The sequence below is a fragment of the Demequina pilifera genome, assembly GCF_048814985.1.
Classification (GTDB): domain Bacteria; phylum Actinomycetota; class Actinomycetes; order Actinomycetales; family Demequinaceae; genus Demequina.
Genome location: NZ_JBMDTW010000002.1, coordinates 49,662 through 63,202, shown reverse-complemented (window position 1 = coordinate 63,202; position 13,541 = coordinate 49,662). Strand labels below are relative to the sequence as shown.

General features: G+C 69.0%; 13 protein-coding genes. 11 read left to right on the top strand and 2 right to left on the bottom strand.

All coding sequences use genetic code 11. The features are described 5' to 3' along the window. Positions 1 to 9: 9 nt before the first annotated feature. The 11 genes from ACNI14_RS03075 (at position 10) to ACNI14_RS03025 (ending at position 11,993) form a co-directional block, all read left to right on the top strand. Entirely contained in the window at positions 10 to 291 is a 282-nt protein-coding gene (locus tag ACNI14_RS03075) for a YlxR family protein (RefSeq protein ID WP_420518495.1), read from the top strand. 137 nt (positions 292 to 428) lie between these two features. Beyond that, complete coding sequence (gene infB, locus ACNI14_RS03070; RefSeq protein WP_420518494.1) at positions 429 to 3,245, top strand: translation initiation factor IF-2; 2,817 nt, start codon at positions 429 to 431, stop codon at positions 3,243 to 3,245. Beyond that, on the top strand, positions 3,245 to 3,712 hold the full coding sequence (gene rbfA, locus ACNI14_RS03065) for a 30S ribosome-binding factor RbfA (protein ID WP_420518493.1): 468 nt from the start codon (positions 3,245 to 3,247) through the stop codon (positions 3,710 to 3,712). Before infB ends, rbfA begins: the two co-directional genes overlap by 1 nt. After that, on the top strand, positions 3,696 to 4,670 hold the full coding sequence (gene truB / locus ACNI14_RS03060; RefSeq protein ID WP_420518492.1) for a tRNA pseudouridine(55) synthase TruB: 975 nt from the start codon (positions 3,696 to 3,698) through the stop codon (positions 4,668 to 4,670). Before rbfA ends, truB begins: the two co-directional genes overlap by 17 nt. A gap of 5 nt (positions 4,671 to 4,675) precedes the next feature. Next, positions 4,676 to 5,650 (top strand): bifunctional riboflavin kinase/FAD synthetase, encoded by a 975-nt coding sequence (locus tag ACNI14_RS03055; protein WP_420518491.1) that lies wholly within the window; start codon positions 4,676 to 4,678, stop codon positions 5,648 to 5,650. Positions 5,651 to 5,689: 39 nt separating this feature from the next. Then, positions 5,690 to 6,463, top strand: a complete 774-nt coding sequence (locus ACNI14_RS03050) for an amino acid ABC transporter ATP-binding protein (protein WP_420518490.1) — start codon at positions 5,690 to 5,692, stop codon at positions 6,461 to 6,463. Between the two features lie 64 nt (positions 6,464 to 6,527). Next, entirely contained in the window at positions 6,528 to 7,403 is an 876-nt protein-coding gene (locus ACNI14_RS03045; protein WP_420518489.1) for a glutamate ABC transporter substrate-binding protein, read from the top strand. A gap of 68 nt (positions 7,404 to 7,471) precedes the next feature. Further along, the gene (locus tag ACNI14_RS03040) at positions 7,472 to 8,122 is read left to right on the top strand and encodes an amino acid ABC transporter permease (RefSeq protein WP_420518488.1); all 651 of its coding nucleotides are present in this window, start codon (positions 7,472 to 7,474) and stop codon (positions 8,120 to 8,122) included. Further along, entirely contained in the window at positions 8,119 to 9,021 is a 903-nt protein-coding gene (locus ACNI14_RS03035) for an amino acid ABC transporter permease (protein ID WP_420518487.1), read from the top strand. Before ACNI14_RS03040 ends, ACNI14_RS03035 begins: the two co-directional genes overlap by 4 nt. A gap of 166 nt (positions 9,022 to 9,187) precedes the next feature. Then, a complete protein-coding gene (rpsO, locus tag ACNI14_RS03030; RefSeq protein ID WP_420518486.1) occupies positions 9,188 to 9,457 on the top strand; it encodes a 30S ribosomal protein S15 in 270 nt (89 codons plus the stop codon). Between the two features lie 316 nt (positions 9,458 to 9,773). Then, positions 9,774 to 11,993: a polyribonucleotide nucleotidyltransferase gene (locus tag ACNI14_RS03025; RefSeq protein ID WP_420518485.1), complete on the top strand. Its 2,220-nt coding sequence runs from the start codon at positions 9,774 to 9,776 to the stop codon at positions 11,991 to 11,993. A 70-nt stretch (positions 11,994 to 12,063) separates the two neighbouring features. Here the strand turns inward: ACNI14_RS03025 and ACNI14_RS03020 are convergent, their stop codons facing one another. Continuing rightward, positions 12,064 to 12,735 (bottom strand): TetR/AcrR family transcriptional regulator, encoded by a 672-nt coding sequence (locus ACNI14_RS03020; RefSeq protein ID WP_420518484.1) that lies wholly within the window; start codon positions 12,733 to 12,735, stop codon positions 12,064 to 12,066. 25 nt (positions 12,736 to 12,760) lie between these two features. After that, positions 12,761 to 13,541: zinc-dependent alcohol dehydrogenase (locus ACNI14_RS03015; RefSeq protein ID WP_420518483.1), on the bottom strand; the 781-nt coding region annotated here is incomplete at its 5' end.

Below are 13,541 nucleotides of genomic sequence, written 5' to 3'. Positions count from 1 at the left end.
GCTAGACTGATGGAGCCGAGAACGCCTTCAGCAGACTCCGGCGTACTCCCGCACGTCCCCGTGCGGACGTGCATCGGGTGCCGCCGCAGGGCCTCTCGGTCGGTTCTGGTGCGACTCGTGCTCGAGAACGACCGTGTGGTCGTCGACGAGAGCGGGAGCAAGCCGGGTCGGGGAGCGTGGCTGCATCCCGATCCCGACTGCGTCGCACTCGCACTCCGACGACGTCAGTTCGGGAGAGCATTGCGCTCTCCCTCAGCCGACGCATCGGGCGTCGTCCTTCCGGACGTGTAAGTGCATGAGCCGCCCGCCATCCAAGCCATCGACAGAACGGGACGAAAGCCCATGGTCGTCTGATGAGTGCCTCGCAATGAGTGCCTACCGGTAACGATGGTTCGACCCTGCCTCGGTCGAACCGAGACAGGAGAATTGTGGCAAAGCCCCGCGTTCACGAGATCGCGAAAGAGCTCGGAGTACCGAGCAAGCAACTGATCACCAAGCTCAATGAGCTCGGCGAATACGTCAAGGGTCCGTCGTCGACTCTCGAAGCGCCCGTGGTGCGCAAGGCCCGTGAGGCCTTCCCCGCGGCACCCGAGAAGTCCGATTCGGCTCCCGCGACGCCCGCGCCTAAGCCTGCGGCGAAGCCCGGACCCAAGCCTGCGGCGCCCAAGCCGCCGGCACCCGAGGCGCCCGCGGCGGAGGCCCCCGCCTCTGCTCCCGAGCCCACCCCTGCGCCTCAGCAGGATTCCGCGCCCGCCCCTTCGCAGGAGCAGGCTCCCGCCGCTGACGGCAAGCCCGCCGCGCCGTCGCCTTCGGACATGCCGAAGCCGCGCCCGCGTCCCGGCGGCAACAACCCGTTCTCCGAGCGCGCCCCGGGACCCCGTCCCCGTCCGCGCCCGGGTGGCAACAACCCCTTCCAGACGCAGCGTCCTGGCGCCCGCCCCGGCGGTCGCCCGGGAGCACCCGCACCCGGCGGTCCCGGCGGCCCTGGTGGTCCCGGCGGCGCCGGCGGTCCCGGCGGTCCCGCTGGTGGTCCCGGCGGTCGCGGTCCGCGTCCCTCGCCCGGTCAGATGCCCAACCGCACCCCCGGCCGTCCCGGTCCGGGTGGCGCCGGCGGTCCCGGCGGTCCCGCTGGTGGTCCCGGCGGTCGCGGTCCGCGTCCCTCGCCCGGTCAGATGCCCAACCGCACCCCCGGCCGTCCCGGTCCGGGTGGCGCCGGCGGTCCCGGTGGCCGCGGAGGCGGTCCTGGTGGCCGTCCCGGCTTCGGCGGCCCCGGTGGCCGTCCGGCAGCCGGCGGTCGCGGTCGTGGCGGAGGCACCGCTGGTGCGTTCGGTCGCCAAGGTGGCCGTCCCGCACGCTCGCGGAAGTCGAAGCGGGCCAAGCGGGCCGAGTACGAGCAGCAGCAGGCGCCGTCCATCGGCGGCGTCCAGATCCCTCGCGGCGACGGCAACACGCCGATCCGCCTGCGTCGCGGCTCGACCATCAGCGACTTCGCAGAGAAGATCGACGTCAATCCCGCGTCGCTCGTGACGGTGCTGTTCCACTTGGGCGAGATGGCCACGGCCACCCAGTCCCTCGATGAGGCGACGTTCGAGACCCTCGGTGAGGAGCTGGGCTACAAGATCCAGATCGTCTCGCCCGAGGAGGAGGACCGCGAGCTGCTCGAGGACTTCGGTCTCGACATCGAGGCCGAGCTCGAGGCGGAGACCGACGAGGACCTCGAGCAGCGTCCCCCGGTCGTCACCGTCATGGGACACGTCGACCACGGTAAGACGCGACTGCTCGACTCGATCCGCAAGGCTGACGTGATCTCCGGCGAGGCCGGCGGCATCACCCAGCACATCGGCGCCTACCAGGTGCGCCACGAGCACGAGGGCGTCACCCGCGCCATCACGTTCATCGACACCCCGGGTCACGAGGCGTTCACCGCCATGCGTGCCCGTGGTGCGAAGGTCACCGACATTGCGATCCTCGTGGTCGCGGCGGACGACGGCGTGATGCCTCAGACCATCGAGGCGCTCAACCACGCCCAGGCCGCGGACGTGCCGATCGTGGTCGCGATCAACAAGATCGACTCCGAGGGCGCCAACCCCGAGAAGATCCGTCAGCAGCTGACCGAGTACAACCTGGTCGCTGAGGAGTGGGGCGGCGACACCATGTTCGTCGAGGTCTCCGCTCTCCAGAACAAGAACATCGACTCGCTGCTCGAGGCCGTGCTGCTCACCGCAGACGCGGGCCTGGACCTGCGTGCGAACCCGGACAAGGACGCTCGCGGTGTGGCAGTCGAGGCTCACCTGGACAAGGGTCGCGGTCCCGTTGCGACCGTGCTGGTCAACTCCGGAACGCTGCGTGTGGGCGACTCGATTGTTGCGGGCACGGCCCATGGCCGCGTGCGAGCCATGTTCGACGAGCACGACAACGCGGTGCAGGAGGCGCTCCCGGCGCGTCCGGTGCTCGTCATCGGCCTGACCTCGGTTCCGGGCGCCGGCGACACCTTCCTGGTGGCCGACGACGACCGCACGGCGCGTCAGATCGCCGAGAAGCGTGAGACCGCCGAGCGTGCCGCACAGCTCGCCAAGCGCCGCAAGCGCATCAGCCTCGAGGACTTCACGAAGGCCATCGAGGAGGGCAAGGTCGACACCCTCAACCTCATCATCAAGGGAGACGTGTCGGGTGCCGTCGAGGCGCTCGAGGACGCACTGCTCCAGATCGATGTGGGCGACCAGGTAGACCTGCGGATCATCCACCGCGGCGTGGGTGCAGTGACGCAGAACGACGTGAACCTCGCGACGGTCGACAACGCGATCATCCTCGGGTTCAACGTCCGTCCGGCGGAGCGCGTCCAGGACCTCGCGGACCGCGAGGGCGTGGACATGCGCTTCTACTCGGTCATCTACCGCGTGCTCGAGGACGTCGAGGCGTCGCTCACCGGCATGCTCAAGCCCGAGTACGAGGAGCGCCAGGTGGGTGGTGCGGAGATCATGGAGATCTTCCGCAGCTCCAAGTTCGGCAACATCGCCGGCTGCCTGGTGCGCAACGGAGTCATCCGTCGCAACGCCAAGGTCCGCGTGGTGCGCGAGGGCGTGGTGGTCGGCGAGCCGACCATCGACACCCTGCGTCGCTTCAAGGACGACGTCACCGAGGTCAAGGACGGCTTCGAGTGCGGTATCGGTCTGGGCAAGTTCAACGACATCCGTGTCGGGGACATGATCGAGACCTTCGAGATGGTTGAGATTCCGAGGACGTAATGGCGGACAGCGCACGCGCTCTCAGGCTCGCGGGCACCATCAAGAAATTGGTGGCCCGCGCGCTTGAGAAGGAGATCAAGGACCCCCGCCTGGGGTTCGTCACCATCACTGACGTTCGCGTCACCGGTGACCTGCAGCAGGCGTCCGTCTTCTACACCGTGTACGGCGGGGACGAGGAGCGCGCGGGAACCGCCGCGGCCCTCGCCTCCGCCAAGGGGCGCCTGCGCTCGCTCGTGGGGCAGGAGCTCGGGATTCGGCTCACGCCGTCTCTCGAGTTCCACCTCGACGCGGTGCCGGAGACGGCGGCGACGCTCGACAAGGCGCTGCACGAGGCTCAGCAGCGCGACGCCGAGCTCGCGAAGCTGCGCGAGAACGCGGCGTACGCGGGCGACGAGGACCCGTACCGGCGTCCCGAGGACCGCGATGCCGACGGCCGGGACGCCGAGGCGGATGGCCAAGGCTCCTAGGCCCGAGCCCGCCCCCGGGCTCGTGATCGTCGACAAGCCCGCCGGGTGGACGTCGCATGACGTCGTGGGGCGCATGCGCAGGCTCGCCGGCACGCGCAAGGTGGGCCACGCGGGCACCCTCGACCCCATGGCCACCGGCGTGCTGGTGATCGGCATCGGTCGAGCCACGCGCCTGCTCACCTACATCGTCGGCCACGACAAGGCCTACGAGGCGACCATCAGGCTCGGCCAGTCGACGGTGACGGACGACGCGGAGGGCGACGTCACGGCATCTCGCGACGCCTCGTCCGTTACTGACGCCGCGATCGCCGATGCGGTCGCCGGCCTGACCGGCGACATCTCCCAGGTGCCCAGCACGGTCAGCGCGATCAAGATCGACGGCCAGCGGGCCTACAAGCGCGCCCGCGACGGGGAGACGGTGGAGATCCCGGCCCGACCCGTCACGGTGAGCGCGTTCGACGTGCTCGCGACGCGTCGCAGTGGTGACACGATCGACCTCGACGTCCGCGTCGAGGTCTCCTCCGGCACCTACGTCCGCGCACTCGCGCGCGACCTGGGCGCCGCGCTCACCGTGGACGGTCACGGGGTGGGCGGTCACCTGACGTCGCTGCGGCGCACCAGGGTCGGAGGCCTGACCCTCGCGGACGCACGAACCCTGGACGAGCTCGCGGCGCTGGTCGAATCGGGCGCGGAAGTGCCGCGCGTGCCGCTCGGCGCCGCCGCATCGGCCGTCCTGCCGACGATCGCCCTGACCGAGCCCCACGCGCGGGCGCTCGGCTACGGGCAGGCGATCCCCGCCTCGGCGCTGGGCGAGCAGTCCGCGCACGACGGGCCGTATGCGGGCCTGGCCCCGGACGGCGACCTGGTGGCGGTGCTCGAGCGCCGGGCCGACACCCTGCGCCCCGCCGTCGTGTTCCGTCCCTCCGGCTCCGAGCCGTCGCCGGCTGCGGCACAATGAGCGCCATGCAGGTCTGGAGAGCTCTCGACGAGGTCCCGGCCGATCTGGGCCCGACGGCCGTCACGCTGGGCAACTTCGACGGCGTGCACCGCGGACACCAGGCGGTGCTGTCGCAGATGGTCGCGGACGCCCGCGACCGCGGCCACCGCGCGGTCGCGTTGACCTTCGACCCGCACCCCAAGGCGGTCCACGACCCCGAGCACCCGCCCGTGCTCATCACCGGCCTGCAGGACAAGCTCGACCGGCTCGCCGACACCGGTCTCGATGGGGTCCTGGTGGTTCCCTACACGCTCGAATTCGCCAGCCAGACGCCACAGGAGTTCGTCCGGCGGTGGCTCGTCGACGGGCTGGGCGCGGCCACCGTGGTGGTGGGCGCGGACACCAAGTTCGGCCGGGGGAACGCCGGCGACGTCGCGACCATGCGCGCCATCGGCGCCAGCATGGGGTTCGTCACCGACGTCGTGGACGATGCGTGCGCCGTGTCGGAGACCGGGCGGCGGTGGTCGTCCACGTGGGTGCGGGAGCTCCTCGATGACGGGCGCATGCGCGAGGCCGCGGACGTGCTGGGCCGGCCGCATCGGCTGCGTGGAGTGGTGGTCGACGGCGACAAGCTGGGCCGGGAGATCGGATTCCCGACCGCCAACCTCGACCTCACGGGTGGAATGGTTCCGCGCCATGGCGTCTACGCCGGTTGGATGACGGTGCTGGACCCGCGCGGCAATGCGCGAGCGGGCACCCTGACGGGGGAGCGGCTCGCGACCGCCATCAGCATCGGCATCAACTACACCGTGGGCGCCGAGAATCTGCGCATCGAGGGATTTGCCTTCGACCGCCCCGGAATTGACCTGTACCGCGCCGAGGTGGCGTTCGACCTGGTCGAGTGGCGCCGGCCCATGCTCGACTTCGGATCCCTGGATGGACTCAAGGACGCTCTCGCCGCAGACGTCCAATGGAGCCGTGATGTGTTACAAGTCGGTTAAACCAGCGTAAATACAGACAGAAGGGGCTATTGTCTGAAGATGGACAAGGGCCCTCGGTCTGTGCACGTCGAACGCGGCGAGCCGCTGGTGGTGCTTGACCATGTCAACAAGCACTTCGGCGACCTCCATGTGCTGGAGGACATCAACCTGACCGTGCGGCGCGGCGAGGTGGTCGTCGTGATCGGGCCCTCAGGGGCGGGCAAGTCCACGCTGTGCCGGGCGATCAACCGGCTCGAGACCATCGACGGCGGCACCATCTCCGTCGACGGCGTCACGCTTCCCGATGAGGGAAAGCCGCTGGCCCGGCTGCGGGCGGACGTCGGCATGGTCTTCCAGTCCTTCAACCTGTTCGCCCACAAGACGATTCTCGAGAATGTGACGCTCGGGCCCACCCAGGTCAGGCGCACCCCCAAGCCACAAGCGCGCGAGGAGGCGATGGCGCTGCTCGAGCGCGTGGGGGTTGCGGACCAGAAGGACAAGCTGCCGGCGCAGCTGTCCGGCGGGCAGCAGCAGCGCGTGGCGATCGCGAGGTCGCTCGCCATGCAGCCCAAGGTGATGCTGTTCGATGAGCCCACATCCGCGCTGGACCCCGAGATGATCAACGAGGTCCTCGACGTCATGACCAGCCTGGCGAAGGACGGCATGACGATGATCGTCGTGACTCATGAGATGGGCTTCGCGCGCAAGGCGGCGAATCGGGTCGTGTTCATGGCGGACGGGAAGATCATGGAAGAGGCGACCCCAGAAGAGTTCTTCACGAACCCGCAGACCAGCCGCGCCCAGGACTTTCTGTCGAAGATTCTGACGCACTGATCCAAACGACCAGTGCGTGCAAGGGACCCCGGGCAACCCCCGGGGCGGGAGAGAGGAACGGAACATGCTCACACGAACCAAGTGGACCGCGCTCGGCGCGGCCGCGGTGCTCGCCCTCGCGGCGTGCGGGTCCGGCGATGGCGAGGTCGCAGACGTCGATCCGGGGGAGTTCCCCGAGGGCTCGACGATGGCGGCGCTGTCGGAGGCCGGCGAGATCACCATCGGCACCAAGTTCGATCAGCCGCTGTTCGGACTCCAGGCGCCGAGCGGGGCTCCCGAGGGATTCGACGTCGAGATCGCGAAGATCATCGCGGGCGAGCTCGGGATCGCCGAAGACGGCATCGAGTGGGTCGAGACCGTCTCAGCGAATCGCGAACCCTTCGTCGAGGACGGCACCGTCGACCTGGTGGTGGCGACGTACACCATCAATGACGAGCGCAAGGAGATCATCAGCTTCGCCGGGCCGTATTACATCGCCGGCCAGTCACTGATGACGCTCGCGGACAACGACGAGATTCAGGGGCCCGACGACCTCGCGGGGATGAGTGTGTGCTCGGTCGAGGGATCGACGCCGGCCGCCAACATCGAGGAGAACTACCCCGACGCGGAGCTGTCCCTGTTCGCCGCCTACACCGACTGCTTGGAGCCGCTGCGCAACGGTCAGGTCGACGCGGTGACCACCGACAACGTCATTCTCGCGGGCTACGTCGCCGAGTCCGAGGACACGGACGTGCCGTTCAAGGTCGTCGGTGACCAGTTCACCGACGAGCCGTACGGCATCGGTCTGGCACGCGAGGACGACGAGTTCCGCGACTGGATCAACGACGTCCTGGAGGAGATCTTCGACGATGGCCGCTGGCTCGAGGCCTGGAACGAGACGGCGGGAACGGTGCTCCCTGAGCCCGAGGTTCCCACCGTCGACAGGTACGAGACCGAGTAACCGTCGCGAGGCGTGGTCCCTCCGAGGGGGGGAGGGGCCACGCCCGCGCACCTTCCTGAGGAGCATCGGTGGTCACGTTCATCGAGGAGTTCGGCCTCATCTGGGGGGCCTTCCTCGCCACGCTGTCGCTGACGGCGGTGTCGGGCGCGCTCGCGCTCGTGTGGGGCACCGTGCTCGCGGCGTGCCGGGTGTCTCCGATCGGCCCGCTGCGCACGTTCGGCATGGTGTACGTGGAGGTGGTTCGCAACACGCCGCTGACCCTGATGTTCTTCTTCTGGGTGTTCGTGGCGCCCTCGTTCGGCTTCGTCCTGCCGCTGGGCTTCTGGCCCGCCGTGGTCGCGCTCAGCCTGTACACCAGCTCGTTCGTGTGCGAGGCGCTGCGCTCCGGCGTGAACTCAGTGGGGCTGGGGCAGGCCGAGGCGTCGCGGTCGGTGGGCATGACGTTCTCCCAGACCCTGCTGAGGGTGGTGCTGCCGCAGGCGTGGCGGTCCGCCATCCCGCCGCTGATCTCGGTGCTGATCGCGCTGACCAAGAACACCTCGGTCGCGGCGGGCTTCGCGTTCACCGAGCTGGTCGCCATCTCGTTCCGGCTCGCGAACCGGCACCCGGCGGACGTCATCGAGGTCATCGTGGGAGTGGGTCTGATGTACCTGCTCATCACCATCCCGCTGGGCATCGCTGCGCAGCAGGTCGAGCGAAGGGTGGCGTTCGCGCGATGAGCTCCTCCTCGGTCCTCTACGACGTCCCCGGGCCCAAGGCCAAGCGCCGCGACGTCGTCTACAACATCGTCTTCACGGCGTTCTTCGTGGCGCTGTTGGGATACCTCGCCTACTCCTTCTACCAGCGGGGGATCTTCGACGACCGCTGGTCCGTGCTGTGGGACCCGCCCGGCGGGCAGACGCCGGCGGACGTCTGGCACGCGCTGCTGGTGCGCGGCCTGGGCGCCACGATGATCGCGACGGCGATCTCGGCGCCGCTCGCGCTCGCCCTCGGCGGAGCGTTGAGCGTGCTGCGGCGCGGGCTGCGCAACCGGCTGGGCAGCGCCTCGGCCACGGTCGTGACCGAGGTGTTCCGCGGACTGCCCGTGCTTCTCATGATGGTGCTCGCACGGCTGGGCTTCGGCTGGTCGGGCCTGGCGTCCGTGGTGTTCGGGCTCGTGGTCTACAACATGGCGGTGGTCGCGGAGATCCTCAGGGCCGGGCTCGCGGCGCTGCCTGCTGGACAGCGCGAGGCCGGGTTGTCGATCGGCCTGTCCACGATGCGCACGACGGTGCTGATCGAGATGCCGCAGGCGGTGCGGATCATGCTCCCTGCGCTGGTGAGCCAGCTGGTGGTGCTGCTCAAGGACTCGTCGCTGGGGTACATCATCGCCTACCCCGAACTGCTGCGGCAGATTCGCCAGATGCGCGACTACTTCGGGGATCGGTACATGATCCCGGTGTTCCTCGTGGGCGCCGCGATCTACATCATCATCAACGTGCTGGTGTCCCGCCTCGCGATCTGGCTCGAGGGACGCATGCGCCGTTCGCGCCACGTGGCCACGCCAGCGGGAAGCGCAGCGGTGGCGAGCGGGATCTCCGGCACCGGCACGGGGGTGGGCGGCCGACTCGGTCCGTGAGCAATTGCCGCGGCCCGGGCGAGCCCGGGGACGAGGGAGAACCGGCGTCGCGCGCATCGGCCGAATTCCGGTATGCTGGGACGTCGCCGTGAAACGGCCGCGGATCCCAGTGCCCCGGAGAACCAGCCCGGGTGCGCCGCGCAACGAGTCTACAAGGAGCCAGTCGATGCCTCTCGAAACTGCTGTCAAGAAGAAGATCATGACCGAGTACGCCACGACCGAGGGCGACACCGGCTCCCCCGAGGTCCAGGTCGCGCTGCTGACCCAGCGCATCACCGACCTGACGGAGCACCTCAAGCTGCACAAGCACGACCACCACTCGCGTCGTGGACTGCTCCTCCTGGTCGGTCAGCGCCGCAACCTGCTGAACTACCTCCAGCGCATCGACATCGAGCGGTATCGCTCGTTGATTGAGCGCCTGGGCCTGCGCCGCTAGGCGCGCCCGGTGCGCTCGGCCCGGCTGCTCCTCTCTTCCGAGAGTCGAGCGGCCGGGCTTTTCCTTTTCCCGTGCGCCGCACCTCACTGCGACCAGCGCATCGGCTGATAGCATGGACGTGGCTCGCCTTGATAGGCGGGCCCACATTCAAACACCTGGCAGGCCAGCTGGACGCTGATCCTCGGTGGAGATGAGCAGAATCCCCGCGTATTTCCCACGCGGCCACGAGTCTGAGCATGTCGACTGACGATCAGTGGGTTACGAAAGCCCCTTTGAGTTCGCCTGGACTGCTCCCACAGAACGGAGCGACTTCCCTATGGAAGGTCCCGAGATCCAATTCGCCGAGGCGACCATTGACAATGGTTCGTTCGGCACCCGCACCGTCCGCTTCGAGACTGGCCGTCTGGCCAAGCAGGCCGCGGGTTCCACCGCCGCCTATCTCGATGGCGACACGATGCTGCTCGCCGCCACCACGGCCGGCAAGCACCCCCGCGAGGGCTTCGACTTCTTCCCCCTGACGGTGGACGTCGAGGAGCGCTCGTACGCGGCCGGCAAGATCCCCGGCTCGTTCTTCCGTCGCGAGGGTCGCCCCTCGACCGACGCGATCCTCACGTGCCGCCTGATCGACCGTCCGCTGCGCCCCACCTTCGTGTCGGGTCTGCGCAACGAGGTCCAGGTCGTCATCGACGTCCTCGCGATCAACCCGGATGACGCCTACGACACTCTCGCGATCAACGCCGCGTCGATGTCCACGCAGCTGTCCGGCCTGCCGTTCTCCGGCCCCATCGGCGGCGTGCGCATCGCGCTCGTCGACGGCCAGTGGGTCGCGTTCCCGCGCCACTCCGAGAAGGAGCGGGCGGTGTTCGACATGGTCGTCGCCGGTCGCATCGTCGGTGACGACGTCGCGATCATGATGGTCGAGGCGGAGGCCACCCCCGATTCCTACAACCTCATCTCCGAGGGCGCGCAGGCCCCCACGGAAGAGGTCGTGGCCGAGGGCCTCGAGGCCGCGAAGCCGTTCCTCAAGCTGCTGTGCGAGGCTCAGATCGAGCTCGCCGGCAAGGCAGCCAAGGAGACGCAGGAGTTCCCGCGCTTCCTCGACTACCAGGACGACGTCTACGCGGCCGTGGAGCCGCACGTGTCGGGAGACCTCACGTCCGCACTGCAGATCGCGGACAAGCACGAGCGCGAGGACCGCCTCGACGAGATCAAGGCGAACACGCTGGAGCACTTCGCCGGCCAGTTCGAGGGTCGCGAGAAGGAGGTCTCCGCTGCGATCCGCACGGTGACCAAGCAGACCATCCGCCAGCGCATCCTCAAGGACGGCGTCCGCATCGACGGCCGTGGCCTCGCGGACATCCGGCCGCTGTCGGCCGAGGTCGGTTCCATCCCGCGCGTGCACGGCTCGGCGATCTTCGAGCGTGGCGAGACCCAGATCATGGGCATCACCACGCTGAACATGCTGAAGCTCGAGCAGCAGATCGACTCCTTCAACCCGGAGACGAAGAAGCGCTACATGCACCACTACAACTTCCCGCCGTTCTCGACGGGTGAGACCGGTCGTGTGGGCAGCCCCAAGCGTCGCGAGATCGGCCACGGTGCTCTCGCCGAGCGCGCCCTCGTGCCGGTGCTCCCGAGCCGCGAGGAGTTCCCCTACGCGATCCGTCAGGTGTCCGAGGCGCTGGGCTCCAACGGCTCGACGTCCATGGGCTCGGTGTGCGCCTCGACGCTCGCCATGCTCAACGCCGGCGTGCCGCTGAAGGCGCCCGTCGCGGGCATCGCGATGGGGCTCGTCTCCGACACCGTTGACGGTGAGACCCGCTACGCGGCGCTCACCGACATCCTCGGTGCCGAGGACGCCTTCGGCGACATGGACTTCAAGGTCGCCGGCACGTCCGAGTTCATCACCGCGATCCAGCTCGACACCAAGCTCGACGGCATCCCGTCGTCGGTGCTCGTGGGCGCGCTGAGCCAGGCCAAGGATGCGCGTCTGCACATCCTCGGCGTCATGAACTCCGCGATCTCCGAGCCCGACGAGATGAGCGCACACGCCCCGCGCATCATCACGGTGCGCGTGCCCGTGGACAAGATCGGCGAGGTCATCGGCCCGAAGGGCAAGATGATCAACCAGATCCAGGACGACACCGGTGCGGACATCAGCATCGAGGACGACGGCACCGTTTTCATCGGCGCCGTCGACGGTCCGTCGGCCGAGGCCGCGCGGTCCGCGATCAACGCGATTGCGAACCCGCACGTGCCCGAGGTCGGCGAGCGGTTCGTCGGCACGGTCGTCAAGACCGTCGCGTTCGGCGCGTTCATCTCGCTCTCCCCGGGCAAGGACGGACTGCTGCACATCTCGCAGATCCGCAAGCTCGTGGGCGGCAAGCGCGTCGAGAACGTCGAGGACGTGCTGTCCATCGGCCAGAAGATTCAGGTCCAGATCGCCGAGGTCGACCCGCGCGGCAAGCTGTCGCTGGGCGTCGTCGAAGACGGCTCCGAGGGTGACTCCGACGATGAGGGCGACGACGACAACTAAGTCGTAGCTCACGTACCCGAGGGCGGTCCTGGCGAGAGCCGGGGCCGCCCTCGTGGCGTCTGACGGGCGATCAGCCCTGGACAGGGGAGGAGCGGATCTCCTCGTGGATGGCGGCGCACACCATGTTCACTTCGGCCTCGAAGACCTCGCCCGGGTCGACTGCGCGCAGGTATGAGGCGTAGCGACGCACTGTCGGCGCCTCGTCGGACGCGACCGCGGCGTCGATGAGTCGCTTGTTGCGAGCAGGGGTGGTCGGGTCGCCTCGTGCCTCGCGCTGAATCCGGCCGAGCACCACGTCGGTGAAGACGAGGCAGTAGTGCGCGACGCGCTCAGGGGGCAGACCCGTCGAGGCGATGGCGCGCGTGATCTGCTCGGATACGCGCACGCCGCCGCGCCCCTCGACCGCGTTGCCGATGAGGATCTCGATGAGCGCCTGGTTCGCGGTGAACTCCTCCCGCAGGCTCGCCGCGATCGAGGCCAGCTGAGACTCCCACGGCGCGCCCGGGTCCGGAGCGCGGGCCGCCGCCGCCCAGGACACCTCGTCGGCAAGCAGGTCGAGAAGGTCGGTCTTGTCCCGCACGTGGCGGTACAGCGCCATGCGAGAGCAGCCGACGGCCTCGGCGACAGCTCTGATGGTCACGGCGCCGATCCCTCGCTCGCGGGCGAGGACCAGAGCGGTGTCGACGATGGCCTCCCGGCTCAGAGTGCCCCACGACAGGGTCTCGCGGGTCGTCTTTGCCATGGGGGCCATTGTCGCACTGCGATGCTCAGACGGTGATGAGCGGCTTGATCAGCCCTTCCTTGCGGTCGATGAAATCCGCGATGGCTCGCTCGATATCTGCGAACTCCACCGTCTCGGTGAAGATCGGCGTGAGGTCCAGCACGCCGGTCACGATGAGGTCGAGGAGCATGTCCATGTGGCCCAGGTCGCCCAGGCCGGTCCACAGCGAGATGTTCTTCATCTGCATCGCCCCGACCGGGATGTCGACCGGGCCGCCCGGAATCGCGACCATGCTCACGGTGGCGCCGATCGCGGCGAGCTCCGTCCACGAGCCGATGGTGGCAGGCACTCCTGCGGCCTCCACGATGGCCTCGGCGCCGCGCCCGGCTGTCAGGTCATGGACGACTGCTGCCACGTCCTCCGACGTGGGATCCACGACGCGGTCCGCCCCCAGCTGGGCAGCGACCGCACGGCGGTCGGCCACGGTGTCGACGGCGATCACCTGCCGCACTCCCGACAGTCGAGCCGCGTGGACTGCCGAGAGCCCAATCGGGCCCGCCCCGAGCACCACGATCGTCTGGCCCGGGGCGCTCACCGCGCGGTCGACGGCGGTCCACCCAGTGGACAGGATGTCTCCCACGGCGAGGGCCTGCGCATCGGTGACGGCGGCGGGGATGAGCGACAGGCAGGAATCGGCCCACGGGACGCGCACCTTCTCGGCCATGGCGCCACCGAGGCCGCCGAAGGCAACCCCGGAGCCGAAGATGCCGCCGCGTTCGCAGCGCTGGATCTGGCCGGCACGGCAGGTGCGGCACGTGCCGCACCAC

Coding starts and splice junctions, on each gene's coding strand:
- ACNI14_RS03075 (WP_420518495.1), top strand. CDS start 10: ATGGAGCCGAGAACGCCTTCAGCAGACTCCGGCGTACTCCCGCACGTC.
- rbfA (WP_420518493.1), top strand. CDS start 3,245: ATGGCGGACAGCGCACGCGCTCTCAGGCTCGCGGGCACCATCAAGAAA.
- truB (WP_420518492.1), top strand. CDS start 3,696: ATGGCCAAGGCTCCTAGGCCCGAGCCCGCCCCCGGGCTCGTGATCGTC.
- ACNI14_RS03055 (WP_420518491.1), top strand. CDS start 4,676: ATGCAGGTCTGGAGAGCTCTCGACGAGGTCCCGGCCGATCTGGGCCCG.
- ACNI14_RS03050 (WP_420518490.1), top strand. CDS start 5,690: ATGGACAAGGGCCCTCGGTCTGTGCACGTCGAACGCGGCGAGCCGCTG.
- ACNI14_RS03045 (WP_420518489.1), top strand. CDS start 6,528: ATGCTCACACGAACCAAGTGGACCGCGCTCGGCGCGGCCGCGGTGCTC.
- ACNI14_RS03035 (WP_420518487.1), top strand. CDS start 8,119: ATGAGCTCCTCCTCGGTCCTCTACGACGTCCCCGGGCCCAAGGCCAAG.
- rpsO (WP_420518486.1), top strand. CDS start 9,188: ATGCCTCTCGAAACTGCTGTCAAGAAGAAGATCATGACCGAGTACGCC.
- ACNI14_RS03025 (WP_420518485.1), top strand. CDS start 9,774: ATGGAAGGTCCCGAGATCCAATTCGCCGAGGCGACCATTGACAATGGT.
- ACNI14_RS03020 (WP_420518484.1), bottom strand. CDS start 12,735: ATGGCAAAGACGACCCGCGAGACCCTGTCGTGGGGCACTCTGAGCCGG.